Raw genomic sequence first — 26,172 nt, 5'->3', positions numbered from 1 at the left:
TCACATAAAGTAGCTCTATTTCTTACCTTATACCAAAGAATAGAATCTACTCTTACAAAACTACTATTTGACTATATCATAACATAAAGCAGTGTAAAACCTATTTCATTTTAGCATAACTCTTTCACTCCAGGTTATACTAAAGTTAGTCTCTTATATAACTAAGAGAGAAAATGTGACTAAAGGGGATTGTGACTGATATGGGCAAAAAGCATCGTAATCGTATTAATTCTCCAAAAAAGAACAACCATATACCAAAAGAAGCTATCATAGCTGAACAAGAAGCACATGGTAAAGAATATTCCGCTAAAGAGCGAAAAAATTAAAAAAGTCTACCCTTAAATAACTAAGATAGACTTAAGATTATAGATTGCTTCCTTCTGGAAGTGATCTATAATCCATATATATTGGCCAGCTTTTTTACAAAAAATTATGCGAAATGATTTAACTACTATTCTAATGAACCACTATTTAAGCATATTTAGCAATGATAGACTGCATTTTTTGTTTCAAATTTGGTATATCATTTTTACTAATAGTAACACTAACAAATGATTCATCCATATCTAGAGCTTCTGCAAATAAACCACTTAACCCTTTAGCTTTTCTATCTACTTGTAAAAGCATTTCAATCGTGTGCTCTTCAATAGAAAGTAACATTATTTCTAGTTCATCTAAAGAACCATAGAAAGGACCTGATAACGGTTTATATTCTAGCTCTTGAATAAATGGTAGTCTATTTCGATAGATAGAAGAAGCAGCTTTACATTCCGCTGATACTAAGCGAAATCCTAGCTCTGAAACAGTGTTCATTAAAGTTTGAACAAGTTCGTTCGGATTAACTTTAATATAATCATTATCACTAGGATCGATTGCGTTTTTAATATCTAATCCCGTGGATATATATACATTTGTTTTTCCTATCGTTAAAGGCGTATCATTTGGAAGCCTAAAAGAAAAAGGAATCACTTTTTCCTTATTAGCCTCGATCATAAAATCTTCTAGTATCTTTACTTGATGAACAGTTGCTGTACTAGTATGTTTTTTATCATCTACTTCTTTCTCATATGTAGCATGTAAAGCAAGATAAATGCAATCTATTTGTTGAGCAACCTCTCCTCCTTTAACATGTACTTCTCCTTCTACAAGCTCTCCGGGGAAATATTGCTCTTTCCTCAAGATAGTGTCTACTTTTGCTGCTCCTACCCCTATACTTGCAAGGACTTTTTGAAAAAATGACATTATTACCGACTCCTTCTAGTGAATTATCTATTCTACTTTAATTCTTATTTCTGCTTATAATAATACGGCTCAGTGACTAAAAGGTTTCAAGTCTATAAATATATTTTTCTCATTAAAAAAATGGCAAAATAACTTTGCCATTTTAACATGTAATGGTTAGTTTATTCATCCACTTCTTCATCAATAATACACTTATCAAGTAAATATTCAAAAGTTATGTCAGCTAATTCTTCAATCTCACCTTCTGTGGGAACGAACCCCCTTTTTACTAGCTCCCGAAAGAAAAACTCTGCTATTTCCTCCGTATCAATAATCACGTCGATTTCTTTCAAGCTTATCGCCCCCTTTATAAAGAATATATGTGACATAAAGATAAAAATTCTTACTTGGTAAAATTATCTGACAATCCCACCTATATTTCAAGTGAAATCTTAAAATAGCAAGATTTCTTTCTCTTATTTTCAAAAAGAAGAATTTTTTAAAAGGAAGACATGTTTTCAAATGCTTATACATATAGTGAAATAGATAAAACAAAGGAGGCCATAAAAGATGAATTCCATGCAAAATTTAGTTGAAATAATTAAAGCAGATGTAAATGCCGAGGAAAGTCAAATTGTTTCTTCCTTTGAAAAAATAACTAGTAGACTATTTATCTCTTTTATAGCCATAAGTGTACCACTATTTTTATATCTATTATTCGCTCATTAAACCACATTTTGGTCATCATTTTTCTTACTTATCCGTTTTAATTTTCTCATCGTTTGCTTCAACACCTGTTCATACTCTGGATCTTTAAATAGCTTATACAACACAGTATAATCATTGTATAAATCTAGTAAACCATCAATCAATTCTTGTTTCTCTTTAGCCGTTTCTAACAGCTCCTTTTCTGATTGTCGATAAGAGCTGTTTGTTTTATTTAAGTTTACTGGTTTCTTTTTTTTGTCCATAATATATAATAATCCAAGCTTTTGTATGAACGTATCCGCACTATCTTTGTCAGCAACTAGGGTTAATTCATCTTCAGCAGCCTCTAGCCATTCCCCATCACTTACTCTTGATAATTCATAGATAATATCTTCCCAAGCATCTGACTTGTATCTCCATATTTCTGTACGAAACCCCATTATTTTGAATAAATTTGAGCCATACCCTCTAACCTTTACCAAGTCTCCAATAAAGAAGTGATACTCAATGTCAATTTTTTCTGTGTCTGTAATTTCACCTTCATATTCCGAAAGCATTTGCAAGCTTGATTCTAAGTATAATCCCTCGCTTTTATTAACTTCATACACATGCATGTTATCTAAAAATTTGACGCTCGTGATTTTTCCTACTGTTCCATATATGGTAATAACGACAGTGTCTCCAATTTTAAATCTTGGTTTTTTTTGATTTGTCATAATAATCTAATCCTCTCTAAACAAGGTGGTGAGGCATTAATGCCTTAAGGATTTCCCCCACACTCTTGGATAAAGATTTTTATTTTGACGGGTGGGGGAGATTATGATGTACTTCAATACAATCTTTTTCCATAACACTTCATCCCTTTTTCTCATTACCTTACACTAAGCTTTTTTATAGTATATGCAGTGAAAAATTTTTCGCTAAAGAGCTTTTTAGCTTATTTTTATATACTACCTTAAGTAACGTTTTAATTATTATATGAAGAAGTACTTGTGTAAAGAATAGTAAAATTTTATAGAGAAGAATTATCCATCAAACGATAAAAAAACAATCGTCTAATTATAGGCGACTGTTTTTTATTCGATATAACTTTTTTTATCTTCCTGAACTAAATATAATTCCCAAGCTTCATCAAAAATTCTCATGCTTTCTAAGTAATAACCATTTAACTCTAAATAATCACTTATTCTATCATAATCAAAACTATTTTTAGGAAAATCATGATCATGATAAGCATGATTTGCAAATTCACTTATTTTATCAATTGGTTCAGGATGACGAAATTTCATCAGAAAATGATAAAAAGATTTTGTCATACTCGCACCTTCCTTAGCCCTTAGATATAACGTATACTATACATAATAGGAAAGAATGGTGCAAGTTAAATATTCAGCTAAAAAAGGATAATATTACTTAAATTATTGTCGTAACATTAATGGAAGGTTTAGGTGTCAGCATTTAATGAGAAAGCTCTTATATTCTCTCATTTCGATAGGCATTATCATTGGTAGCTATTGTATTTTTTTATTTAATCAACAAAATAGAAATTTTTATGAAAAGATTCAAGCTGGTAGAAATGTAAATTATTTAATTGTCGGCGATAGTATTGGCAGAAGCTCTGGTGCAAGCAGCGATGAAAACAAGTGGTTTCAATTAATGGAAGATTATTTCTCCTATCATTATAATTCTAAACTAAAAAGACACTTAGTTGTCCAAAGTGGAGCTACAGCATTTGAAGGTTTATATAAACTGAAAAACCAAGACATTCAACAAATGGATTTAATTTTTATTGTTTTTGGAGAAAATGACCGAAAGTATATGAATGCAGAGGAATTTTATTTTTTCTACCATTCTCTCTTAGAGGAACTCCTTTTATTAAATCCGAACGCAGAACTAATTACCATAACAGAAAGCAGTCTAGATAACCATGAATTTATTAGTGTTATTCAGGAATTATCTAAAAAGTTTTATGCTACAAATATAGATATGCGCATTCCTTTTCAACATTCAGGATTATCTAACAATCAATTAACAAATGACTTAGTACATCCTAATGATTTGGGATATACTCTGTATGCTAAGGAAATCACAGAGATAATTGAAAAGGCCATTTCTACTAATAAAAAAGTGCTCTCTCCTACTATCCCAGCTGAGGAAATGAATGTACTATCTATGTTTACCAAAAAGAAAGTGACCTATCTAGATCATTCGTTTACGAAGGATGAAGCATACTATACCACTAATGAAATGGCCGCAAAGATTGAATTTGAATTCAAGGGGGCATTTCTTGGAGTCAATGTAATACGAAGTCCACAAGGTGGTATGATGGATGTTTTTATAGATGAGGAGTATGTCACTACTATCTCCACATGGTGGCCATTTGCAAAGAACAGATCTCTTTATGTAGCAAGTGGGCTTAGTAAAGGGGATCATACTGTAACATTTCAGGTTTCTTCTAAAAAGTCTAAATACAATGTATCTGACAAGAATATAATCCAGCTATCTTCTATTATAGTAAATAAAGAAGACAGTTAATGCAAATGGGTATAACTTATTGTCTTCATTCAATTAAGCTGAAGAATTAGGTCTTTCCATTTTTTCTCTTTACAAGAAAGCAAAATAAAGTATTTAAACAAATAAAAAACCCGAATTATTAGTGTGAGTGTGTCACACCTTCTAATCCGGGTTTTTCTTTAGCTGAATTACTTATGTCACAGCCTCTTCATTTATTGAAATAATGCTAAATACTTTCCGTACCCTTCTTTTTCTAATTCTTCTTTTGGAATAAACTTCATTGCCGCAGAGTTCATGCAGTATCGTAAGCCAGTTGGATGTGGGCCATCGTCAAAAACGTGTCCTAGATGAGAATCTGCATCTTTACTTCTAACTTCTGTGCGTATCATTCCATGAGTAGTATCTCGCTTTTCTACTAACTCTTCCTCATCGATTGGTTTTGTAAAACTCGGCCATCCACAACCAGCATCATATTTATCCTTTGAACTAAATAATGCTTTTCCTGATACTACATCAACATAAATTCCTTGTGAAAATTCATCCCAGTATTCATTTCGGAATGGAGGCTCTGTTCCATTATTTTGTGTAACTTCGTATTGAATTGGTGTTAGTTTTTCCTTCAATCCATTTTTATCCATCATCTACCCCTCCAATTTTCTTGTATAAAGGATGCTCTTCCAGAACCTATTTGATAGCGATTATAATGATCTGGATTTTTCTTATAATAGTCTTGATGATACTCCTCTGCAGGATAGAAAGTGCTAGCGGAAATTATCTTCGTTGCAATCGGTTTTGAAAATCTACCACTATTCTGTAATTCCTGCTTGGATTTCTCTGCTAATTCCTTTTGCTTATCATTATGATAGAAGATGGCTGTTTGATAAGACTGCCCTCTATCATAAAACTGCCCACCAGGATCAGTTGGATCAATTTGTTGCCAAAATAATTCTAATAGCTTTTCGTATGAAAAAACATCTGGATTAAACATAATTTGTACAGCTTCAAAATGTCCAGTTGTTTCAGAACATACCTCTTTATAAGTTGGGTTTTCTGTATGTCCACCAGTATAGCCAGATGTTACTTTTATAATGCCTGGCTCTTTATCAAAGGGCTTTACCATACACCAAAAGCATCCACCAGCAAAAGTAGCTAATTCTTCGACTCTATTCAATTCAAAACACCACCCTTTTTACTCTTTCTATTCCCTAAATTTTTTTAAGTAACACCTATTAAAAACAAGTGTTTTACTTATCATACATTTCCATTTATTATTTGTCTCGTTAGATGCATTCTATAAGAACCGAATTATTATTTCCCTTTTCTTTGTTGATTAACCATCTTCCACTTTTTCTTTTCTTCTGCCTGTGCTCTTTTACTTTGTTTTCTTTCTAAATAGGCTAACTCTCTTAAGAGCTTGTTATAGCTTATTAAGCGCTCCTCTTCCATTTCACCTAACTCTATGGCTCTTTTTACAGCACAGCCTGCTTCAGCTTTATGCGTACAATCTCTAAATCTACAGGTAAGACCAAGTTTTTCTATGTCAGAAAAACTAGTAGATAACCCAGATTCACTGTTCCATAATTGTAATTCTCGCATACCTGGTGTATCAATTAATATAGCCTGATTTGGTAGTAATACCATTTCTCTATGAGTTGTTGTATGTCGACCTTTCGCATCGGATTCTCTAATATGTTGTACCTCTTGTTTCTCATAACCAAGTAGGAAATTGGTTAAAGTAGATTTTCCTACACCCGATGAACCAAGTAAAGCCACTGTTTTACCTGGTAGTAAATATTCTTGTAATCTTTCTATTCCTACCTGTTCTACAACACTTACCATAATAACAGGTACACCAAATGCAATTCCTTCAACCATCGCTTTTTTTTCTTCTAGATTATCTACTAAGTCTGCTTTCGTTAAAATAATTACTGGATTTGCTCCACCTTCCCAAGTAAGTGTTAAATACCTCTCCAATCTTCTTACATTTAAATCTTCATTCAACGAATTTACCAAAAAAATAGTATCTACATTAGCCGCTACAATTTGTTCTTCCGTATTATCTCCAGCTACTTTTCGTGAGAATTTACTAATACGAGGTAAAATCCCTGTAATAGTTCCCTTTCCCTCATTAGCTCTTGGCAAAAGAATGACCCAGTCACCAACCGCTGGGTAATCCTCTCTCGACATAGCTTGAAAAGATAACTTACCTGATACTTCACAAAGCAATTCACCCGCTTCAGACCATACTCGATACATTCTCTTATGTTCTAGTGTTACTCTTCCTACTATTTCATCCTTTTTTGCCAAATTAGTAAAAGCTTCTTTCACTGTATCATTATATCCCATTGTTATTAAATCCATTTTTTCAGCCTCCGAATTTTCCGCATAATAAAAAACCATAAGCACATACAGCCCATGGTTTACACGTTCAAAATGGAATTTAAAACAAGTATGACTTTAAATGAAAAGTTAGCCAAAAAACTATTTATACTAGAAAACTCCATCGTATGGAGAAATATCTTATTCGAATATAAATAGGACTAAAGATTAAAGTTTGTTTTAAAAAGGTTTAATGAATGGTAATGGACTGTATGCTATAAACTTTTCCACCTAATAATTCGTTCGATAATCTGCTCATAAAACATCAGCCCCTTTTTAATAGTTACTTTATTATAACTAATTTTCACAATATTTGTAAAGTATCATAAACCATTTTTGTATAGGCACTTTTATTCCTTTTACACATAGAATAGGTGCATGAACGATAAATAGGAGTGATCACCATGGTTTCAAACGATTCTAACTCTGTACAAGAAGCTGGAATGTATAATATGCTAAGCGACTATTATAAATATATAAATCCTGAACTACATGTTTATTATTATCATAAGCATATACAAAGTCTTCAACATGCTTTTAAAAAAGATACCAGGCTATTCTCGGAAACAGATATACAAAGACAAACAGAATATGGGAAAATAAGAGTTTTACACGGCTCAAGCTCCACTCCAAAAGTAGATATTTATATCAATGGAATGCGCATATTTAAAGATATTACTTATAAATCTATGAGCAATGATTTTACTCTTATTGCAGGAATGTACCAAGTGGATATTTATGAAGCTGGTAAAATGGTTGATTCCTTATGCAGCCAAAAAGTTAAAGTAGAAGCAAATAGGTATCAAACGATTTCTTTTAGTAAACAAAGTAATTCGCTTAAAATATTATCTTTTGTGGAAGATACAACTATTCCAGCAAATGAAACAAAGTTAAGATTTGTGCATCTTGCTTCTAGTCAGTCTGTTATTGATGTTGCTGTAAAAAAAGGCGATATTGTATTCCCTAAATTATCATGTAAAACAGCCTCAAACTTTCTTGGTTTATATCCAATGACAGTTATGTTAGAAATAAGAAATACAGAAACAAAAGAAATCATTGCAGAGCTTTCTCCCTTAACGCTTGAAGCTAATAAAGGATATTCTGCCTATATTTTAGATTCAGACAAAGATTCTACATCTATAGAGCTTGTTATTTTTTCCATACATTAAAAAAGCATAAATCTATAAACAATAGATTTATGCTAAGGCTACAATTATATCATTGTTCTGTCGGAAGTAGTAAATCAAATTGGATATGGTCATTCACTAAATCAAAGTCTGTCACTTCCACTTTCAAACCATTATTCACCTTTAATTCTGTTAAATGTACGTAAATTTGTTCTTCATCTGGCTGAATATCTACCCATCCAGGCATTTTATACTGGTTCTCAATGAAACTCATGATATATGAAACTGGAAGTGGTAGTTGTCCTATACTAATTTCTTTCTGTTTTAATAAAAGATCCCCATTATCAAGGGCTGTTGGTTCAAAAGTTAGCTTCATTTGGATATTGGTGTTAAATATCGGCAATGTCCCATATAATTCTACTTCATTCGTTAAGTTTACTTCATAATGTACTGGACCAGTTAGCCCTTCTTTTTCTAAATAATAATTAATCAATTCTGTTAAATCATCTTTTTTTGTTGTTACTTTAAATGGAACTTCTTTTCTATTTTCACTCACTTTACTACTCGTTTGTTCTACTGGTTGAAAAATCAAAAAAACCATAACGAGAACGAAAGCAACTAAAAATCCTACTAAAAGAAAAAAAGCCCATTTCCATTTATTTTTAAACACTCTTTATCTCCTCTATTCTTGCTTTGCGTTTTTTTCCTTTACCATCGTTTCAATGACTCCGCTATCCATTGTCTCGAATAACTCATTAGCAATAAGTTCATAGCCTTGATCGTTTGGGTGGAAATAATCAGTATAAAGTAATTCTTGTGTGGGATTTTCAAAAATATCAGATATGCTAACAAAATATGTGTTTTGATATTGAGAAAGTACATCTTTACTTGTTTGATTCCAATTATCCACAATTTCATTCATTTCTCGAATATCTGAAAATACCTTCAGAAAAGGATTATACACTCCTACTAATATAATAGAAGCTTCCGCATTTTTCTCTCTAATAATTTGTAAGACTTCCATTAAATTTGCTTTATATTCTTCTAATTGCTTGTTAAATGAATCCATTTGCAAGTTAGAGATATTATTTCTAACAACCTTCATAATATCATTACCGCCAATTGTTATGATAATACTATTAGCAGTAGTAAACGAATTTAGTACTTCCTCCGTTTTAATTTTCTTTAATAATTGATCCGATCTGTTGCCTCTCACTCCATAATTATAAAAAACTGCGTTACTAATTTCGCTAGTATTCTCCAATAAGTCTTTTAAATAAGGAACATATCCACCTCTTCCTGTACTGTCTCCCACACCCTGAGTAAGGGAATCACCTACAGAAACAATGGATACATCTTGCGGAATAAAAGTTTCTGGTATACTTTTTTTACTAGTAATCTCCGTGTCTTTTTCTTCATTATATAAAAAAGTTGTATGAGAACAAGAAACAAGTAAAATCAAAGAAAGAAATAAAACAAGAAAGGTAAATGGTTTCTTCATTCTTACACCTACCTTTATTTTTATAGTATAACATATGAAGTATTTTTGAAGTTATTTTCTGACTTTCTCCTTACTACTATTCATTATATCTTCTAATACAGAAGAAAATAGTGAAATATTTTTCCAGTTACTATTTTCATGGAGTAAATTTTTCATCCATAAATAATGGAACATACACTTTAAAAGTAGTTCCTTTTCCCTTTTCACTTTCCACTTCCATTTTCCCCTTCATTTTCTCTACCATCTGGTAACAAACTAATAATCCCATACCGGTTCCCTTTTCCTTTAAAGAATAAAAGGCAGTCCCTAATCTTGCTAGCTCCTCAGTAGACATACCTACACCTGTGTCTCTAACCTGGTATAGAGCATAATTTCCTGAAACACTAAGTGAGACGCTAAGTGTTCCACCGTTTTCCATTGCCTCAATTGCATTTTTAACTAGATTTATTAATACTTGCTTTAATTCGCTAATGCTTGCCCTTATGTATACCTGCTGCAATTCTTTCTCAAAGATAATCCCTTTTCCCATCCTTGCATAAACTTGCATTAAATCAATAACCTTATTTGCTAACTCTAAACCATCTACTTTATCACTAATTTCCTCATTAGGTTTAGCTAATGATAGATAGTCATTTATAATTGTTTCAGCACGATCCATTTCTTCAATCATTAAATGAATATATAGTCTCTCTTCTTTACTGAGATGTTCTTTTGCATAGAAGATTTGTAGAAATCCTTTCACTACAGTCATAGGGTTTCTAATTTCATGAGCTACCGATGCTGCTAGCTGACCCACAGCATTCATCTTTTCCGCTCTTTGAAGTTCTTGGGTCCTCTTACTGAATTCCATCATAAGATCTAATTGTAAAAGAGCATCATTCATGGTCGTAAGATAATAATCTTTTTCCACCGTTCCTAATTCTTTGGTACTGTTCGAAAATCGATTAAATAAAGTTGATACATGCTCAAATAATTCATTTATTGATACAAACATTTGATTAGGATTGGGATTGGGGAACTCATCTTCTTCTACCTTTTGATCCACTTCTGATGAAGATAATTCCTGTGCATTTATAAATATTTCATTAAAAGGCATAGTCGTTCTATGTAACCATTTTTTTAAAAGAACATAAAAGAAAAAACTACAAATAACCAGTGCTATCAGGATTGTAAGCACTGTTTTCAAAGTTCTAAACAGTAGTTCGTTTATAGACGTTACCATTCCAATTACTCCAATTGTATCTCCTTGAGAATCTTTAAGAGGAGTAATGGAGTATATGAGATAATCTCCATTTCTTTTATATATGTTACTATGCTGTGTTTCATTCAAATTCTTCATTTTTTCAAAGAAAATCATGAGATTTGCATCTACGTCTTCTAATACTATTCTTTCTATTTGATTACTTGGATTAGCTTGTAACACAAACTCTATTTCCTTGTTAGGTTGTCTCCAGAACACGAGGTTCACTTGTTCTTTACTATCTAACATGCCATAAATGATGTTAGAGAAAATAGGGATTACTTCAGCTTCCTTTATGTCTTCTACATTAGTTGACGATATGTTAGAGCTCAGCTGAATAATAAGATCCTCCATATCTGCCTGCATATGATGAAGCTCATCTTTAAAATACCGATACACAATGCAAGACATCATGATAAAGAAAAGCAAACATGGCAAAAGAAATAAAAGCATCTGTTTCTTATTTAAAAAGGGAATATTTGTTATTTTATGCATATTAGCAACCAATTCCTTCTTCTAAACTTCTAAATGATAGAGATAGGAGTATGGATTCGACATTCTTTTAAGTTTTCCCTCTAAATATTACATTTTTTTTAACAAAACTCTTCTTTTTTAATAGAAGTAAAAAAAAATCCTATTGTACTCATCCATATGGATGATGAGTGCATGAGGATTTTTTAGGTCTATTTTTTAATCTTCAAAGTAATAACTAAAACCAATTGCACCTTTGCCAGTATGTGTGGATATTACAGGAGTAGTAAAATCAATATCAACAAATTGATAACCTGTTAGTTTTTCGATTGCTTCTTTCAATTTCATAGCATAATCCAAGCTATCAGCATGGGTAATACCTACTCCTTTAATATTTTTTCCAGATGTATGTTCATGAAAAATATTTGCCAAATACTTAACTGCTTGTTGTCTACTTCTAACTTTTGCAACTGGCGTATACACACCGTTTTCTAATGAAGCGATTGGTTTTATATTTAGCAAAGAACCAATAAATGCTTTCCCTTTACCAATTCTTCCACCTTTAATTAAGTTTTCAAGAGTGTCCACTACCACGAAAAGTTTTGTATGGCTTTTTACCTCTTGAATTCTTGAAACTATTTCATCCATACTATGGCCTTTTAACGCCATCTTTGCCGCTTCTATTACTTGAAAGGAAAGTGCCTTTGAAATAAATTCAGAATTGACTACAACCACATTAGCCTCCGTAATATTACTTGCAGTTCTAGCAGATTCCACTGTCCCACTCATACCACTTGTCATATGTATGGATATAACATCGTATCCTAATTTAGCTAATTCGTCATACTTTTCAACAAACAAACCCGTAGGTGGTTGAGAACTTTTAGGAAGTTCTTCTGAATTACTCATTAAATCAATAAATTCTTTCGGAGTAATATCTTTTCCATCTTGAAAAGATTGACCATTTATAAAGATGGACAAAGGAACTACTTCAATTTCGTATTTATCTAAAATTTCTTGGGAAAGATCAACTGTAGAGTCTGTTACAATTTTAATTTTTTTCATAATACACGTCCCTATTCTATCATTTCATCACTCTTTAAGCGCTTACTTATTTTATTTTACAATATTTTTTCTAATATTGTTACTAACTTAACATATATAGTCATTATATTTTGTAAGCACAACATTATAATTATACAACAAAATATTGTTCTAGTAACCTGTGTATTTTCAAACATTATATGTCCATATCTATACCCTAATAAAATAAATAAAAAACACATACACTTAGGATGTTTTCAACCATTAGTGTATGCGCTCCAAACATGCGTTATCCCTAAACTAATAAATGAAATAAATTAGAATCTTTATTTAGCTCTGTATAAGGAAATCCCTTTTTATCCATTCTTTCAATTAAACTCTTATAATCTTCTCGATTTTTTAATTCTAAACCAACAAGAGCTGGCCCGTTCTCTTTATTATTCTTTTTTGTATACTCAAACCTTGTGATATCATCATCTGGTCCTAGAACTTCATCTAAAAATTCTCTAAGAGCCCCTGCTCTTTGTGGAAAATTAATAATAAAGTGATACAATAAACCTTCATAAAGAAGAGATCTTTCTTTGATATCTTGCATCCTATCAATATCATTATTTCCACCACTAATAACAATAACAACATTTTTTCCTTTTATTTTATCCTTATATAAATCCAATGCTGCTACAGGCAAAGCTCCAGCTGGTTCTGCTACAATTGCATGCTCATTATAAAGTGAAAGAATGGATGTACATACTTTCCCTTCAGGAACAAGGACGATATCGTCTACTAACTCCTTACAAATTTCAAAGTTCTTTTGCCCTACACTTTTAACAGCTGCTCCATCTATAAATTTATCAATTTTTTGTAAAGTCACTACTTTATTTTTTAGAATAGATTCTTTCATAGATGGTGCTCCAGCTGGCTCTACTCCGATCATTTTGGTCGCTGGAGACACACTTTTTATATATGTACTTAAACCAGCCATTAGCCCTCCGCCACCAATGCTTGCAAAGCAATAGTCGATAGGAACATCTATATCATTCATAATTTCAATAGCAATTGTTCCTTGCCCAGCAATAACATGCTCATCATTAAAAGGATGGATAAATGCTCTTTCTTCCTCCTCAGCACATGCTACCGCTTCCACATATGAATCATCAAACGTATCACCAATTAAGATTACTTCCACATGATCTTTCCCAAACATCTTCACCTGTGTTACTTTTTGTTTAGGTGTAGTTGCTGGCATAAAGATTTTTCCGTGCACATTTAAATAACGACATGCATAAGCAACACCTTGTGCGTGATTTCCAGCACTGGCACAAACTACTCCATTTTTCATTTTTTCTTTTTCAAGCATTTTCATGGAATAAAATGCTCCTCTTAATTTAAATGAACGGACATGTTGCAAATCTTCTCTTTTAATATAGATATTACAATCATATTTTTCCGATAACCTGTTATTTTTCTGTAATGGAGTATGGGCTACTATGTCTTTAATTCCCTGGTATGCAATAATAATATCCTCCAGTTGCACCCATTTTTTCATTACATTTTGTTCCATATCCACACCCTCATTTCTTCACTTAATTTGTACATTATACCATGATTTCTTGATTTTTCATTGGATAATTTTTAATTTTCTCTTTTTTTTGAATTGGATATCATTTTGATTGCGCAAAATTTTCTATGTGCATTTTTGATTAAAACAATACTAGGGCATTATTTGTTTTCTTAATGGAATTACTTTAAAATAGAAAGAAGGGAGTGATTAGAGTGAATTTTTCTATAAAAGACTTTTCGTTGAAAGAAGAAATAGCTAATAGCATTACACATGGGATTGGCTTTTTATTAAGTATACCAGCATTAGTTATGTTAATTGTTTACGCAGTGGAGACGGAGAATCCTTGGAGAGTTGTTAGTTTTTCTATTTTTGGGGCAACCATGATCATTCTTTATCTCTGCTCTACCTTATTGCATAGTATTACCCATGAAAAAGTTAAAGACTTTTTTGAGATTTTAGATCATTCCTCCATCTATCTTTTAATTGCAGGTACTTATACTCCGTTTGTTTTGGTTGCTATTCGTGGCGCATTGGGATGGACTTTATTCGGAATCGTATGGGGGCTTGCTATATGTGGAATTGTTTTTAAATGCTATTTTGTCAAAAAATTCATTATTACTTCCACTATTCTTTACGTTGTTATGGGCTGGCTAATAGTAATGGCTATCGTACCTCTATATCATGCAATAGGCAAGGCAGGATTTCTGTTTCTGATTCTTGGCGGATTACTTTATACAGTTGGTAGTATTTTTTACGTTTTTCAAAAAATTCCATACTTCCATGCTATATGGCATCTATTTGTACTAGCTGGAAGTGCAATGATGTATTTTTGCGTGTTACTTTATGTTTAAGAAATATGACCTGAAGGTATGAATTTTCTCTTAAATAAAGACCCAAAACTATTCGAAATCCGCTTAGCACTTCGAACAGTTTTGGGTCTTCTTATATGAACATACCAGTATCTTGTTTATTTTCTCTTATACACATAAAAAGTATAACCATACTTATTTTTATCATCTTTGATCCCTTTTTCTTGCTTAATAAGTGACCAGTTTTCCATATCTATTTCTGGCAAATGAGTATCTCCATCGAACTCGGATTCTATTAGAGTAATATATAAACGATCCATAAGAGCTAACGTTTCTTTAAAAAGCTCGGCTCCTCCAATAATAAAAATCTCCTCATTCTTTGTCTTACTCCATTCCTTTATCTCATCAACTGAGTGTATAACGGTACAACCTTCACATTGATAATCTTTATTTCGTGTAATCACCACATTCTCGCGATTAGGTAGATTCCTACCTATTGACTCTCTTGTTTTTCTTCCCATCACTATCGGATGTCCTGTTGTCACATTCTTAAAATACTGTAAATCAGCAGGTAAGTGCCATGGTAATTGATTATCTTTTCCAATAACCCTATTTTGATCCATTGCTACTATTAAAGAAATCATACACTAACAACACCTTTTATATGTGGATGTGCCTCATAATCAACTATTTCAAAGTCTTCAAACGTAAATGAGAAGATATCGGATACTTCTTTATTCATTTTTAACTTGGGAAGAGCTTTAGGCTCTCTAGTAAGCTGTAATTTCACTTGTTCTAAATGGTTTAAATATATATGTGCATCACCTAATGTATGAACGAACTCCCCTACTTCTAAATCACATACTTGTGCAATCATATAGGTTAGTAAAGCATATGAAGCTATATTGAATGGAACACCTAAAAAAACATCCGCAGATCGTTGATAAAGCTGACAAGATAATTTTCCGTCTGCTACATAAAATTGGAATAAGCAATGGCATGGGGGTAAAGCCATTTTACTTATTTCTCCAACATTCCACGCACTAACAATTAATCTTCTAGAATCAGGATTTGTCTTAATGGAATGAATTAACTCCTGTATTTGATCGATTGTTTCACCTTGAGGGCTTGTCCAAGAACGCCATTGATGACCATATACTGGTCCTAGATTTCCCTCTTCATCTGCCCACTCATTCCAGATTCGTACATTATTATCTTGTAAATACTTAATATTGGTATCACCGCTTAGAAACCATAGCAATTCATGAATAATTGAGCGTAAATGCAATTTTTTTGTGGTAATAAGGGGAAACCCTTCTGCTAAATTGAAACGCATTTGATAACCAAAAGTACTAATGGTACCTGTACCTGTTCTGTCTTCCTTCTTTACTCCAGACTTTAAAATATGCTCACATAGATCTAAATATTGTTTCACTTTTTTACACCTTCTTATCTTCATTCATTTTAAAGAATTTATATACTCATATGTCTTTGGCGCGAGGTTCCTAAGCTTTTCTTTTTCTTTGCCTCCGACATAGAACATGGCAAAAGTTTCAGCAAAATACTCTTCTTTGTAATCAAGAAAATAGGATTTGTTAGGGAATAACTTCCTCTTTTCTTCTTCCCAAATCTCTACATACTTCTTAGAATTACTTGCCTTACTAAATACTTTATAATCAATAGAATGAGCTAATTCATGATACTCTAAATTCACTGAACTATGACCCATTCCTTTATTACTGGCACCAATTTTCACTAAAACTACTCTTCCTCCACCAATTCCTGGAACATCATCCCATGTTTTAGTAGAAGTATAACCTCTAGGAATTATTCCTGCATATTGCTTGGCAGTTTCATTATCCGTTAGTTTTCCTGTGAAAAGTTTAAGTTTAATTCCTTCTAGTTCTATTTTTTCCAATAGACTTTTAGGCAACCTATTTATCCTCTCAATAATTGCAGCTGCCTCTTCTTGATCAAAGGCTTCTTCAGGTAAAATAATAATATTCCCTAAATTCTTTTTTGCTTCCTTTGAAATAGCTGAACTAACGATAGAGATTGTTGACATTTTATTTAAGTAGATACCAGAATCAGGGAGCTGTGAATTCCCCATTAATATACTCGCAACTCCAATCATACATAGAGGAGCTACTATTTTCAACCGTACCACCTTTGTTCCCCCCTACCTGTCTATGATGAATATACCTTAATACTAGTTGTTAGGTAGAGCTAAGAAGAAATAAATCTATTAAATTATAACATAGATTGTATTTTTCTAAGAGAGCTAGTTTTCTGGGAATAATAAAAAACCATTTTGCAAAGAAAGATAGGTGCTGAAAAAATATCCTATCATTCATTCAAAATGGTTTTAAGTAGGTTGTATGAATGGTTATACTTCTAACCCATAGTTTCTACATAACGCTGCAAGTCCACCTGAAAATCCACTGCCAATAGCATTAAATTTCCATTCTCCATTGTGCTTGTATAGTTCACAAACAACTACTGCTGTTTCTACAGAGAAATCTTCTCCTAAATCAAAACGAAGTATTTCATTATTATTTTCTTCATTTAACACTCTTACAAAAGCATTGGATACTTGTCCAAAGTTATGATTACGGTTCTCCCCATCATGGATGGTTACGGCAATTCCAATTTTATGAACATGAGCTGGTATTTTCGAGAAATCGATAAGGATTTGCTCATCATCCCCATCTCCTTCTCCACTACGGTTATCTCCCGTATGCTCTACTGCTCCGGTATTATGTGCTAAATTATTGTAAAAAATAAAATCTTCATCATAGAGAACTTTCCCTTGTTCATTCGCTAAGAAAGCGGAAGCATCTAAATCAAAGCTCGTTCCACCATCGTATCTGTTAAGATCCCAACCTAATCCAATAATTGCTCTAGTTAAGCCAGGATTTGATTTTGTTAAGTCAATTCTTTGTCCCTTAGAAAGATTAATACTCATGATCACTACCCCTTAATCAAATGAGATTTTTTATTTAATACCTGCTTAATACTATTAGGAGAAAGACTTTACAACTTCTCCAAGACTTCCCTCATTTGTACCAGTACCTACCGCACCAAACTTCCAATCATTTCCACTCCTATAAATTTCTCCAACTATTAAACTTGTTTTCCCACTATAATCATCTGTTAAATTATAATGAATCAATGTTTGTTTATCTAATGGATTTACAATTCGAATGAAGGCATTTCTAATCATACCAAAATGCTGTTTTCTCTTAACTGCATCATAAATATTTACAACAAATACAAGCTTATGTACATTTGCAGGAATGCGTGATAGTTCGATATGTACTTGTTCATCATCACCATCGCCATCTCCCGTTAAGTTATCTCCGGAGTGTTTAACACTGCCATCTCTGCTACTTAAGTTACCGAAATAGATGACATCACTATTGCTTTGGACTTTATCTTGATCATTTAGCAAAATAACAGAAGCGTCGCAATCAACACTTGCGCCTGTACCTCCACCGAATAGAGAGCCAAATAGTCCACCTGATTTACCTTGCTGAACAGGATCCCAGCCTAATCCTACTAGTATTTTACTAAGCCCTGGATTCCCCTTTGTTAAATCTACTCTTTGTCCTTTTTGTAAGTTAATTGCCATTTTTTCCACTCCTATATATGTATTTTTTTCTAGCTGTCCCGAAGTAGATCTTCTTCTTCAAGACAGCTAAATATCTTATTTATACAGCTAACTTATCCTTTAAGCTTCATTTGTTTGAAATTATTTTGAAGTTGCTCTAATTTCTTAGTACCTTCTTCTCTTAATCGCTTGTTTTCTTCCTCAATTGACTTGGTTTCTTGCATTCCTTTTAAAATAATATTCCATGACTCTTCAATTGTTTCAATCTTTATACTTGGCCCTCCAGCAAGTCTTGCAATATCTACACTTTGTTGAGAAATATTTTGTGCATTCTTCAGTAGCATTTCGTTTGTTCTTTTATCTAACTCACTCATACTATCTGCCACTAGCTTCTGTCTTTTAGCTGCTACGGCTTGAATCAAGCCATTTTTAAAGATTGGGATAGTCGTAACAAAAGCAGAATTAATCTTCCCTATTAATTTTGTGTTACCTCTTTGTAGCAAACGAATTTGTGGTGCTGTCTGCAATGCAACCATTTTAGCCATTTCTAAATCATAGACACGTTGATCTAATAACTCAACTGCATTTCGTAAAGAATCTAGTTGCATAGACGCAATTTGATCACCAGCAATCGCTTTTGCCTCTAATTGAGGTAGTTCATTTGCTTTGAGCTCTTCTGACTTCATATTTCCTGCTACAGCATATTTTTCTAATGTTAAGTAATATTGATAATTTTGTTCATACATATTATCAAGCATGGAAGTGGAATCAACCATTTCTTTTTGGTACTTGGAGATTTCAACATATACTTTATCTATTTCTTGACCCATGGATTGGTATTTACCAAAAAGCTTATCCATGATTTTTTCACTTTTTTTAAATAATTTACCTAGAAATCCCTTTGAAGACTCTTCAAAGTCTTTTTTATCAAATTTATCCATTATCCTACCAAGTTGTTTTAACAGCTCACCAGAATCTTCTACTTTCGTTGTACGCATATTACTAAGTATTTGATCAGAGAATTTAGATATTTGAACAGCTGGCTCTTTCCCAAACTCCAAGATTTGAATTTGATCTTTTTCATCAATGGTTTGAACCAATGCTTGAACTTCTGGTTCATTTCTAAGTGCTATTTTTATTTCAGACACCTTATCTTCTGTTAACACTTCTGTGGTTTGGTTTATTGGTGTTAGATTAGATGGTTGTAAGTTCATGTTATTCTCCCTTTCTATTCTTTAATAATCCACTTAAAAAACCACGTTTAATAAAGGATGGTTCTTTGTACTCTAACTCAAAAACAATATCTTCAAGCCAATGAACATCAAAGGTTACTTCACTTACAAAATTCTCTATGTCTAAATGTCCTGGAGGATTGTAGATGATGATGTCTAATCCGATAGCATTCATCAATAGCAAGATGGCAGCATCTTCTCTTGTAAAAGTACCATTAACCTCTGTTTTAAATACTATTATACTTGGTATTTCCTGTGAATAGTCGAATTTTTGTAATAATTTAAGGATATCATTTGGTATTAATAAGCTTTGTGCAAATAAAAAGATGGAGGTTTCTTCCTCAGACTCATCTGGACTTCTTTTTAACATTGGTTTTTGGCATACTCTACTAATTGCAGCAGCTAATCCTTTTTGCAAACCAATAGGTAATTGACTGTATGTCCAATAATGAGCACTAATCATTAACTCTGGATCAAGCTTACCATTACGAAGTGCTCCTCGGTAATGATATCTATAATCACTAATAATAGCCCTTGTAAAAGGAAATTTTTTTATTAACATGGCATGCTCATTATCCGCTATTTTATGAAGTCGATCCCAATATTCAGATCTTTTTCTACTAACACCCATTATTTTAGTAAACAAGGAAGGAATAAATACTTCCCCATTACTCACTTCAAAATTTGGGCGGATCATAGCCGACTCTTTTTCCAATAAAAATATTTCATCATATGTTGTTTTTAATGTAACGGAAGAAGGAATATAATCTCTAAATTGCCAAGGTTTGTATAAATTAGATCCTTCATAATGAAGAATATTTTCTATCTCTCGTGATGCACGATAAGCTACTGTTGCCGTTCTTCTCCTTTTTTCTTTTGGAAAGGGTTCTGGACTTTTAGTTTGCGGATAATGGTGTGTGAAATAAACTTCCTTATCCAATTCAAGATACTCCAATATATCCTTTCCTTGTGGGTGAACGAAAAGCATGTCACATCCTAAGGATAGTAAATAATAAATAAAATAAACTTGGCTCTTACTTGCATCTCCATACCATAGAAATTTAGGCATGTTATGTTTCTTTTGACTTTCTTCTAAAGCAGGCACTAAATGGTTATAAGACCACTTTACCAAATCCACTAGCACTCTTCTTAATTCTGCATTTTTGATGCCTTTAGTTTCTCGTTCAGCAAATACTTTTAATACTTTAATGGTACTTTCTCTTATTTTCCGATGAATAGCAGGAGTAGATGATTTCACTAGAACACTTTCTCCGTCCAAAAAAGCAACTAAACGATTAATCGATAAGTCTTGATCATGTAAGATGTTCATTACTTTTTGTATCGCTTGAAAATGCTTATTATCTATCGTGCGATCAAGGGTTTCCTCACTTAGGAGATGAACATTATTGTTGCTTTCATAAACCCATTCGTATAGCTGATTGTAATATTCATCCTCATCTAATGATATACCAAGCAATTTTATAACTACCTGACCGTATGTTAATTGATTCTGGTCAAGTTGATATAATGGTCGTTCATTCAATGATTGTTGTAAAATATTTTGCCAATTTTCCATAGATAAAGGAAGTATTACATTATTCAGTGTATGATAATCATTATTCACATAAGTCACTTCCTAATAAACAACGTGTAAATATATTTATATGATAGCATAGGTTCATAAACTTGTTAAAAAATCCGTATATAATATGTACGTTTTTCAGAGAAAAAAGTTTCATTTAGAAAAAAAGCATGGAGTTTTCACATGCTTCAGACTGTAGACATAGCCCTAAATAGATATTCAGGAGTTAATTTAAGGAAGTCTTTTATCATTTCACTAAATAGGGACTGATTTCCATGAACAAGGGTTCGCTCTTAGACTCGGTCTGCTAATAAGCTACAGGGTGTCAGCTATCTCGCAGATGAAGCTACTGAAAATAGTTTAGTCTCCTGTTTTTCGATGCATTTCTCATCACCAATCTAAAGTGCCTTGCATATAATACAGTACCTTAGGCGAGTAGGTGCTAATTATGAGATTTCTTTATAAGAAATATTCCTATCATGAAATTGAGACAGAGTTAGAGCAAGTACAAAATGCATTATCCTCGAACACGTATGTATTTATAGACTTAATTTTTGCTTCGTTAATTATTAGTCTTTTTATTGCTGTTAATCTTCATTCAGTTATATTTGGATGCGTAACCTTTATAAGCTGTTATATCTTGTTCTCTATTCTTTACTCTTTGCTTTTACGATGGTTAAAGGATCCTCCTGAAGAAGACTTCTAATCTAGAAAGTGCTGGTGAATCTTATTAACAATTTCTTCACCAGCATATGCACCTATTGCATCAGTCAACAAATGCTTTCCTTCTAATACATTTTCAAGCACCAGTTCTCCATGGCGCGGTATGATTGGATAATCACTAACATTTAAGAATGGAAAATCTAATACAGAATCTCCTGCCCCAGCCAAAGTAGTAACTCGTTCTCTTTTTGCAATATACTTAATTGCTTCTCCTTTGCATACAGGATTAGGCATAAAATAGAGCTTTCTTCCTTGTAAAGATACCTTCCAGCCAAATTGTTTAGTTAGATTAACAAGCGTTTCTTTCATACCTACTGCTAAATTAGAATCTAAAAGGTAATAAAAAAAATGGTTATCTGCTATTTTTAATGTTCCATTAAGTTTGTAATCCAGAATTTGATCAATAACCTTCTCTTTCTCCATACAATGCTGCTTTAACTTAACCTGTACACTTTCTTCCCATTCCTTTAAAAGCTTTCCCTTATAATGAATTTTTGCTCCATTATTTGTAACAGCATATGTTACTGGAATTTTCGATTCAAAGATAAATACTCTTTTATACTGTTCATAGGTTCTCGTTGTAACAGGTACAAGAAGATGATTAGTAGCCAATTCCTTTAATAAAGAAAAGCTATTTTTTGTCATAAAGGAAGAGTACTCTCCATTTTTTTCTTCAACAGGAATCATGTTTTTATCTAAAGGTGTTTGTAATTCTTCAAGTGCTCTTTTGGAATAAATCAACGTTCTATCTAAATCACTTGCAAACATTTTCATCGTTTTACACAACCTTTTTTATCAATCCGCAGCAAGTATAACTCATGTTAGGATAGGAAATAACCTCTACTCCTCTTTCTTCTGCAAGCATCTTAATATGATGAACATAAGGACTTTCAGTATCTTTCATTAATATTTTCCAAGGTACTCTTCTAAGTAGCACTCTAGTAGTTTCTCCAACCCCTGGCTTCACATAATTAGTAGAATCAATATTAAATTCTGCTTGAATTCTTAACACTTCTTCCATTCCTCGGAAGTCTGCCATTTGATTATATTGATTCTTGACTCTCACTTCTTCTATCTCTTGTTCTATTAAGTTAGGAAATTGTGATGCTATTATATCTATGTATTGGTTAGATACATCAAAAGGTAGAAGCTCTCTATAAAATTTTGCTCCATGAAAATCAAGTGGAGATATGTATAAATGATTCAACACTGTTCTACTTATAAGACCTGATACGGTCGAATTTAAACATGCGCTTGGTATTAGAAAGTCTTCCCTTGTTCCATATAGATTCGTACAATACCCTGGGTCTGCAAGTACTGCTAGTGTATCATCTAATACCACACCATATTTTTGAGAAAAAATTGTACAAGCTTTAGAAAGCTCACGAGATATTGCTCCTTTACCAGTCCAACCATCCATAAATTGAAGACAGTATCCCCTATGTTTTTGTAATATATGTACGATAGCATTTTCATCTATTCCTCTATCTCTTATAATAGAAATACTATAATGAGGGAGAGAAACATTATACTTTTTCTCTATATATCGTTTCACTAATATAGCAATAGGAGTGCCCGCTCTAGCTAATGAGACTAATACAGTTTTATCTCCTTTATTACGGTAAATTTGTTCCGCTACAACGGCTACGCAGAATGCAACTTTCTCCTTATATTCATGAAGGGTTTCCCAAAATAATTGTAAATAATTTTCAGGAGGATTATATTCTAAAGGAAGTGTCTCACTGTAATGCTGCCCACTTTGTATGTCCTTTTCTCTATCTTCTGCACTGCCCTCTAAAGAAACTTTACTTAAATCTTTTAAAAGAAAAATCACATCCTCTTGACCATAAGAACCAAATTTTTCAAAGCTATTCACATTCATCTATATTTTCCCTCCCACTACAAAAAACAATATTAACCTTCTTAACATAAACCATTAACTTACTGATAAGTTCATCTAAGTTTTTCTTTTCTACTTTTCTTTCTAGGAAAAGAAAGATATCATCATATTGATTTTCTTTCAAATTATACAAATAATGGATAATACTGTTGTCTTCGGGATTTAAAAAGCTTATAGATGTTTTTGCACCATAATGTTCTTTATTAAAAGGAAAAATAGGACTGCGAGTTGTAGACTGATACCATACATCTTCTCCCATAAAATGAGCTAATCTCATTGGTATATACATAAACTCACCAGTGCCAATACATAAGGTTTTACCTATCCGTTTCTCTTTTAATAAGTTAGCTGCACTCTCCATCCATTCAGAAGATGAATGATCAAACTCAATTCCAAATCTTCCTGTATCTTTTAAATAGTACTCCTTATTTTCTAAGCTATTTTGAGTAGTTGAAGTAAGGGGGAGGCTAGGAATATTAACATAATTCTGTAAAAATAAGTATTCCTCATTACCTCCTTTTGCAGGTAGAAATACTTCTTCCTTTTCATTCACTAGATTTATATTATTGGATGAAACAGTAAATTTCCCTTTTAAAAGGTATACTGTTTGTATGTTAATCTGTAATTCCTTTTCTAATACACTCATTTCTTTTATCGAGGCCTCTGAGCGCCAATCTAATATTGTAACAATTGTATACTTTGACCTAGGGTATTTACTTTGAATATCTCGGATAATATTAATAGCCGTTTTACCAGTTGTTAATTCATCATCTACTAGGATAATTTCTCTGTTATTATTTAAAACCTCTTCTTTAATATAACAACGATGAGAAGTAGCATGTGAGTGTTCTTCTTCAAACGAAATAAGCGGAGAAATCTCATTAACTACTTCTCTTGTTGTATGTAAAAAGGTGCCCTTATAAAAGGCTTGAGAGAAACTGTGTCCTAATGCAGTGGCTGTTTCTGCAAATCCAATGATAATAGGATTTGCCTTATCCATAGATATAAATGGTTCATCATTAAATGAAGCACTAGAGTCATAATATGCTTGTAATAGGCTGTTTTTAGCTTCTGAATTTGTATGAAGGACCATTTCCTCATACCGACTAGCGAGCATAAAGCCACTTAATAACCCATATCTAGGTTTTATAGGGATATGCTTTCCTAATAATTTGCTCACAAATAAGAAAGAGCGTTTCTTATTGATTCTCGCTGCCATTTGAAAAAAATCCTTCAGTTGTAGTGAAAATGGATTATCCTCTATCTCCACTGTCATTTCTAAGCTAGGAAGGATTGGTAATGTAATTTTCTTGTTTGAGCAAGTCAATGTATGTATATTCTTCATGAAACACCCCATAAACCTTAGATTTTAGTAGGATTTTTTGTGCCCAATAATAATGTGGCTTCATTTCATTCATTTTATTGGAAAAGGTACTTTTCATCACACCAATATTACCGTCATTACTTTCCATAATTGTGCATGCATCTAAATATTCTTCATAGCTCACCACATTAAGAGCCTGAACGGGTTTTATATGACTTGGATGGATAATGGTTTTTCCTGTAAGGCCATTTGTTATATCCATCACTACTTCCCGTATTAAACCATCCATATATTTATCCATTAATTGTGTTCTCATATTCATACCAGCCTTACCATATCTTTTACGAAATGGTGTTTCTCTTAAATGAGGAATAAGAATTCTTTCTTTTGATGAAAAATATTCCCATACTGGCCCTGATACAACATAAGCACTTTCTGCTCGTGTAAATAAGTTAACAATATCAGATATACAATCTCGTATAATAGCAATATCATAAACCGTCGTATCCGTATTTCTCCTAATACCATAAAGCCCACAAAAATCAGTTGCTCCTATCCTCACATTTAATATAAGGTGCTTATACTGATCAAGTATTTTCTTAATAGAAAGTAATTCTTCCATCCTTGTTTCTTTTTCGATAATTTTTTTTGTCTCTAAAATAGGCATTGCATATAGTAGGTTACCTTGTAGGTTATATTTCTCCAGTTCTTGCAAAATCAATGTACCATTCATGGCATCAAATTTTGGTATAACAATACCTGATAATAGATTTTTCTTATTACCTAACAGCTGCATGATTCTTTGAAATTGATCTAATGATCGTATTCTAATAAAAATCAGAGGCATTTCCCTTTTTTTTACGCTTCCTATTTCTAGTTCTTTATAAATAACGGTGAGTTCTTCCAATAACTTTTCTTCAGCTATTTCTACTTCATGGTCACCAATAGAATCTTCTAAACAAATAACCATTGATGTTAACGCTTGGTGTTTCTTTGTTAATAAATCATGACTAATATTTGGTCTTGTTGCTGGCATATAAAGGGTAGAAGCAAGTGCGTAGGATAATATCTCTTTATCAGAAGTAGTTAGTACTTCTTCAGGAGGTTTATAAAAAAGACGATGTATTTGTTGTGTACTCAAATCAGAAAATAATCTCATTTCCTATGCTCCAATCCTTTAAAAAAACTATTCAGACAATTATAATGATACTGTCTATATTAATGGA

29 protein-coding genes are annotated in these 26,172 nt (G+C 32.5%); 6 read left to right on the top strand and 23 right to left on the bottom strand.

Annotation, left to right across the window (positions count from 1 at the left end):
• Window positions 1–200: 200 nt before the first annotated feature.
• Window positions 201–326, top strand: coding sequence for a hypothetical protein (locus tag F9279_RS24805; RefSeq protein WP_193224376.1), 126 nt, complete (start codon window positions 201–203; stop codon window positions 324–326).
• Window positions 327–471: 145 nt separating this feature from the next.
• Here the strand turns inward: F9279_RS24805 and F9279_RS01015 are convergent, their stop codons facing one another.
• Together F9279_RS01015 and F9279_RS01010 are read right to left on the bottom strand one after the other, a co-directional pair.
• Entirely contained in the window at window positions 472–1,242 is a 771-nt protein-coding gene (locus F9279_RS01015) for a sporulation protein (RefSeq protein ID WP_152110772.1), read from the bottom strand.
• Window positions 1,243–1,403: 161 nt separating this feature from the next.
• Window positions 1,404–1,574: a YozD family protein gene (locus tag F9279_RS01010; protein WP_152110771.1), complete on the bottom strand. Its 171-nt coding sequence runs from the start codon at window positions 1,572–1,574 to the stop codon at window positions 1,404–1,406.
• 217 nt (window positions 1,575–1,791) lie between these two features.
• On the opposite strand from F9279_RS01010, the gene F9279_RS24800 reads away from it, so the two are divergent.
• Window positions 1,792–1,950 carry a hypothetical protein gene (locus F9279_RS24800; protein ID WP_193224375.1) on the top strand — a complete coding sequence of 53 codons (159 nt, stop codon included), beginning with the start codon at window positions 1,792–1,794 and terminating at the stop codon, window positions 1,948–1,950.
• Here the strand turns inward: F9279_RS24800 and F9279_RS01005 are convergent.
• Window positions 1,947–2,645 carry a hypothetical protein gene (locus tag F9279_RS01005; RefSeq protein ID WP_152110770.1) on the bottom strand — a complete coding sequence of 233 codons (699 nt, stop codon included), beginning with the start codon at window positions 2,643–2,645 and terminating at the stop codon, window positions 1,947–1,949. The genes F9279_RS24800 and F9279_RS01005 overlap by 4 nt on opposite strands.
• A gap of 360 nt (window positions 2,646–3,005) precedes the next feature.
• Window positions 3,006–3,245: a YozE family protein gene (locus tag F9279_RS01000; RefSeq protein ID WP_152110769.1), complete on the bottom strand. Its 240-nt coding sequence runs from the start codon at window positions 3,243–3,245 to the stop codon at window positions 3,006–3,008.
• Between the two features lie 145 nt (window positions 3,246–3,390).
• Here F9279_RS01000 and F9279_RS00995 point away from each other — a divergent pair, with 145 nt between their 5' ends.
• On the top strand, window positions 3,391–4,464 hold the full coding sequence (locus F9279_RS00995) for an SGNH/GDSL hydrolase family protein (RefSeq protein ID WP_152110768.1): 1,074 nt from the start codon (window positions 3,391–3,393) through the stop codon (window positions 4,462–4,464).
• Between the two features lie 191 nt (window positions 4,465–4,655).
• Here the strand turns inward: F9279_RS00995 and msrB are convergent, their stop codons facing one another.
• From msrB to rsgA, 3 genes are all read right to left on the bottom strand, one after another.
• Window positions 4,656–5,081: a peptide-methionine (R)-S-oxide reductase MsrB gene (gene msrB / locus F9279_RS00990; RefSeq protein ID WP_152110965.1), complete on the bottom strand. Its 426-nt coding sequence runs from the start codon at window positions 5,079–5,081 to the stop codon at window positions 4,656–4,658.
• Window positions 5,081–5,563, bottom strand: coding sequence for a peptide-methionine (S)-S-oxide reductase MsrA (msrA, locus tag F9279_RS00985; RefSeq protein WP_264298211.1), 483 nt, complete (start codon window positions 5,561–5,563; stop codon window positions 5,081–5,083). The genes msrB and msrA overlap by 1 nt, the downstream gene beginning before the upstream one ends.
• Before the next feature lie 188 nt (window positions 5,564–5,751).
• A complete protein-coding gene (gene rsgA / locus F9279_RS00980) occupies window positions 5,752–6,804 on the bottom strand; it encodes a ribosome small subunit-dependent GTPase A (protein WP_152110766.1) in 1,053 nt (350 codons plus the stop codon).
• A 422-nt stretch (window positions 6,805–7,226) separates the two neighbouring features.
• Here rsgA and F9279_RS00975 point away from each other — a divergent pair, with 422 nt between their 5' ends.
• Entirely contained in the window at window positions 7,227–7,991 is a 765-nt protein-coding gene (locus F9279_RS00975) for a DUF4397 domain-containing protein (protein ID WP_152110765.1), read from the top strand.
• Between the two features lie 49 nt (window positions 7,992–8,040).
• Here the strand turns inward: F9279_RS00975 and F9279_RS00970 are convergent, their stop codons facing one another.
• From F9279_RS00970 to ilvA, 5 genes are all read right to left on the bottom strand, one after another.
• A complete protein-coding gene (locus tag F9279_RS00970; RefSeq protein WP_152110764.1) occupies window positions 8,041–8,619 on the bottom strand; it encodes a YpmS family protein in 579 nt (192 codons plus the stop codon).
• 12 nt (window positions 8,620–8,631) lie between these two features.
• Entirely contained in the window at window positions 8,632–9,450 is an 819-nt protein-coding gene (locus F9279_RS00965) for an SGNH/GDSL hydrolase family protein (RefSeq protein ID WP_152110763.1), read from the bottom strand.
• A 136-nt stretch (window positions 9,451–9,586) separates the two neighbouring features.
• On the bottom strand, window positions 9,587–11,185 hold the full coding sequence (locus F9279_RS00960) for an ATP-binding protein (protein WP_152110762.1): 1,599 nt from the start codon (window positions 11,183–11,185) through the stop codon (window positions 9,587–9,589).
• Window positions 11,186–11,380: 195 nt separating this feature from the next.
• Window positions 11,381–12,226 (bottom strand): DegV family protein, encoded by an 846-nt coding sequence (locus F9279_RS00955; protein WP_152110761.1) that lies wholly within the window; start codon window positions 12,224–12,226, stop codon window positions 11,381–11,383.
• 274 nt (window positions 12,227–12,500) lie between these two features.
• Window positions 12,501–13,766: a threonine ammonia-lyase IlvA gene (gene ilvA, locus F9279_RS00950; protein ID WP_152110760.1), complete on the bottom strand. Its 1,266-nt coding sequence runs from the start codon at window positions 13,764–13,766 to the stop codon at window positions 12,501–12,503.
• 212 nt (window positions 13,767–13,978) lie between these two features.
• On the opposite strand from ilvA, the gene trhA reads away from it, so the two are divergent.
• Window positions 13,979–14,617, top strand: a complete 639-nt coding sequence (trhA, locus tag F9279_RS00945) for a PAQR family membrane homeostasis protein TrhA (RefSeq protein ID WP_152110759.1) — start codon at window positions 13,979–13,981, stop codon at window positions 14,615–14,617.
• A 116-nt stretch (window positions 14,618–14,733) separates the two neighbouring features.
• Here the strand turns inward: trhA and F9279_RS00940 are convergent, their stop codons facing one another.
• The 7 genes from F9279_RS00940 to F9279_RS00910 form a co-directional block, all read right to left on the bottom strand.
• A complete protein-coding gene (locus F9279_RS00940; RefSeq protein ID WP_152110758.1) occupies window positions 14,734–15,219 on the bottom strand; it encodes a dihydrofolate reductase in 486 nt (161 codons plus the stop codon).
• Window positions 15,216–16,010: a thymidylate synthase gene (locus tag F9279_RS00935; protein ID WP_152110757.1), complete on the bottom strand. Its 795-nt coding sequence runs from the start codon at window positions 16,008–16,010 to the stop codon at window positions 15,216–15,218. Before F9279_RS00935 ends, F9279_RS00940 begins: the two co-directional genes overlap by 4 nt.
• Window positions 16,011–16,034: 24 nt before the next feature.
• A complete protein-coding gene (locus F9279_RS00930; RefSeq protein ID WP_226793078.1) occupies window positions 16,035–16,742 on the bottom strand; it encodes an anthrax toxin lethal factor-related metalloendopeptidase in 708 nt (235 codons plus the stop codon).
• A 219-nt stretch (window positions 16,743–16,961) separates the two neighbouring features.
• Window positions 16,962–17,540, bottom strand: a complete 579-nt coding sequence (locus F9279_RS00925) for a TerD family protein (protein WP_152110756.1) — start codon at window positions 17,538–17,540, stop codon at window positions 16,962–16,964.
• A gap of 54 nt (window positions 17,541–17,594) precedes the next feature.
• Entirely contained in the window at window positions 17,595–18,206 is a 612-nt protein-coding gene (locus tag F9279_RS00920) for a TerD family protein (protein WP_152110755.1), read from the bottom strand.
• 92 nt (window positions 18,207–18,298) lie between these two features.
• Window positions 18,299–19,399: a toxic anion resistance protein gene (locus F9279_RS00915; RefSeq protein WP_152110754.1), complete on the bottom strand. Its 1,101-nt coding sequence runs from the start codon at window positions 19,397–19,399 to the stop codon at window positions 18,299–18,301.
• A 1-nt stretch (window position 19,400) separates the two neighbouring features.
• The gene (locus tag F9279_RS00910) at window positions 19,401–21,041 is read right to left on the bottom strand and encodes a YceG family protein (RefSeq protein ID WP_319020733.1); all 1,641 of its coding nucleotides are present in this window, start codon (window positions 21,039–21,041) and stop codon (window positions 19,401–19,403) included.
• A gap of 406 nt (window positions 21,042–21,447) precedes the next feature.
• Between F9279_RS00910 and F9279_RS00905 the strand changes: the two genes are divergently transcribed.
• A complete protein-coding gene (locus F9279_RS00905; RefSeq protein ID WP_152110753.1) occupies window positions 21,448–21,705 on the top strand; it encodes a hypothetical protein in 258 nt (85 codons plus the stop codon).
• Here the strand turns inward: F9279_RS00905 and F9279_RS00900 are convergent.
• Genes F9279_RS00900 through F9279_RS00885 form a run of 4 tightly spaced genes read right to left on the bottom strand, consistent with a single transcriptional unit; the run spans window position 21,702 to window position 26,105 of the window.
• Window positions 21,702–22,496: an HAD family hydrolase gene (locus F9279_RS00900; RefSeq protein ID WP_152110752.1), complete on the bottom strand. Its 795-nt coding sequence runs from the start codon at window positions 22,494–22,496 to the stop codon at window positions 21,702–21,704. The genes F9279_RS00905 and F9279_RS00900 overlap by 4 nt on opposite strands.
• 4 nt (window positions 22,497–22,500) lie before the next feature.
• Window positions 22,501–23,604, bottom strand: a complete 1,104-nt coding sequence (locus tag F9279_RS00895) for a cysteine protease StiP family protein (RefSeq protein WP_152110751.1) — start codon at window positions 23,602–23,604, stop codon at window positions 22,501–22,503.
• The gene (locus tag F9279_RS00890; RefSeq protein WP_226793076.1) at window positions 23,591–24,967 is read right to left on the bottom strand and encodes a phosphoribosyltransferase family protein; all 1,377 of its coding nucleotides are present in this window, start codon (window positions 24,965–24,967) and stop codon (window positions 23,591–23,593) included. Before F9279_RS00890 ends, F9279_RS00895 begins: the two co-directional genes overlap by 14 nt.
• Window positions 24,906–26,105, bottom strand: coding sequence for an HpcH/HpaI aldolase/citrate lyase family protein (locus F9279_RS00885; RefSeq protein ID WP_152110750.1), 1,200 nt, complete (start codon window positions 26,103–26,105; stop codon window positions 24,906–24,908). Before F9279_RS00885 ends, F9279_RS00890 begins: the two co-directional genes overlap by 62 nt.
• Window positions 26,106–26,172: the final 67 nt, after the last annotated feature.

This window comes from Bacillus sp. B1-b2 (assembly GCF_009183415.1).
In the GTDB taxonomy this organism is placed as follows: Bacteria; Bacillota; Bacilli; order Bacillales; family Cytobacillaceae; genus Niallia.
Note: the sequence above shows the minus strand (reverse complement) of the source record. Positions and strands in the feature narration are given on the sequence as shown.

What these genes read in the sequence shown, in the direction of transcription:
- F9279_RS24805 (WP_193224376.1), top strand. Translation starts at nt 201, where the DNA reads ATGGGCAAAAAGCATCGTAATCGTATTAATTCTCCAAAAAAGAACAAC.
- F9279_RS01015 (WP_152110772.1), bottom strand. Translation starts at nt 1,242, where the DNA reads ATGTCATTTTTTCAAAAAGTCCTTGCAAGTATAGGGGTAGGAGCAGCA.
- F9279_RS24800 (WP_193224375.1), top strand. Translation starts at nt 1,792, where the DNA reads ATGAATTCCATGCAAAATTTAGTTGAAATAATTAAAGCAGATGTAAAT.
- F9279_RS01005 (WP_152110770.1), bottom strand. Translation starts at nt 2,645, where the DNA reads ATGACAAATCAAAAAAAACCAAGATTTAAAATTGGAGACACTGTCGTT.
- F9279_RS01000 (WP_152110769.1), bottom strand. Translation starts at nt 3,245, where the DNA reads ATGACAAAATCTTTTTATCATTTTCTGATGAAATTTCGTCATCCTGAA.
- F9279_RS00995 (WP_152110768.1), top strand. Translation starts at nt 3,391, where the DNA reads ATGAGAAAGCTCTTATATTCTCTCATTTCGATAGGCATTATCATTGGT.
- msrB (WP_152110965.1), bottom strand. Translation starts at nt 5,081, where the DNA reads ATGGATAAAAATGGATTGAAGGAAAAACTAACACCAATTCAATACGAA.
- msrA (WP_264298211.1), bottom strand. Translation starts at nt 5,563, where the DNA reads ATGGTAAAGCCCTTTGATAAAGAGCCAGGCATTATAAAAGTAACATCT.
- rsgA (WP_152110766.1), bottom strand. Translation starts at nt 6,804, where the DNA reads ATGGATTTAATAACAATGGGATATAATGATACAGTGAAAGAAGCTTTT.
- F9279_RS00975 (WP_152110765.1), top strand. Translation starts at nt 7,227, where the DNA reads ATGGTTTCAAACGATTCTAACTCTGTACAAGAAGCTGGAATGTATAAT.
- F9279_RS00965 (WP_152110763.1), bottom strand. Translation starts at nt 9,450, where the DNA reads ATGAAGAAACCATTTACCTTTCTTGTTTTATTTCTTTCTTTGATTTTA.
- F9279_RS00960 (WP_152110762.1), bottom strand. Translation starts at nt 11,185, where the DNA reads ATGCATAAAATAACAAATATTCCCTTTTTAAATAAGAAACAGATGCTT.
- F9279_RS00955 (WP_152110761.1), bottom strand. Translation starts at nt 12,226, where the DNA reads ATGAAAAAAATTAAAATTGTAACAGACTCTACAGTTGATCTTTCCCAA.
- ilvA (WP_152110760.1), bottom strand. Translation starts at nt 13,766, where the DNA reads ATGGAACAAAATGTAATGAAAAAATGGGTGCAACTGGAGGATATTATT.
- F9279_RS00940 (WP_152110758.1), bottom strand. Translation starts at nt 15,219, where the DNA reads ATGATTTCTTTAATAGTAGCAATGGATCAAAATAGGGTTATTGGAAAA.
- F9279_RS00925 (WP_152110756.1), bottom strand. Translation starts at nt 17,540, where the DNA reads ATGAGTATTAATCTTTCTAAGGGACAAAGAATTGACTTAACAAAATCA.
- F9279_RS00920 (WP_152110755.1), bottom strand. Translation starts at nt 18,206, where the DNA reads ATGGCAATTAACTTACAAAAAGGACAAAGAGTAGATTTAACAAAGGGG.
- F9279_RS00915 (WP_152110754.1), bottom strand. Translation starts at nt 19,399, where the DNA reads ATGAACTTACAACCATCTAATCTAACACCAATAAACCAAACCACAGAA.
- F9279_RS00905 (WP_152110753.1), top strand. Translation starts at nt 21,448, where the DNA reads ATGAGATTTCTTTATAAGAAATATTCCTATCATGAAATTGAGACAGAG.
- F9279_RS00900 (WP_152110752.1), bottom strand. Translation starts at nt 22,496, where the DNA reads ATGAAAATGTTTGCAAGTGATTTAGATAGAACGTTGATTTATTCCAAA.
- F9279_RS00895 (WP_152110751.1), bottom strand. Translation starts at nt 23,604, where the DNA reads ATGAATGTGAATAGCTTTGAAAAATTTGGTTCTTATGGTCAAGAGGAT.
- F9279_RS00890 (WP_226793076.1), bottom strand. Translation starts at nt 24,967, where the DNA reads ATGAAGAATATACATACATTGACTTGCTCAAACAAGAAAATTACATTA.
- F9279_RS00885 (WP_152110750.1), bottom strand. Translation starts at nt 26,105, where the DNA reads ATGAGATTATTTTCTGATTTGAGTACACAACAAATACATCGTCTTTTT.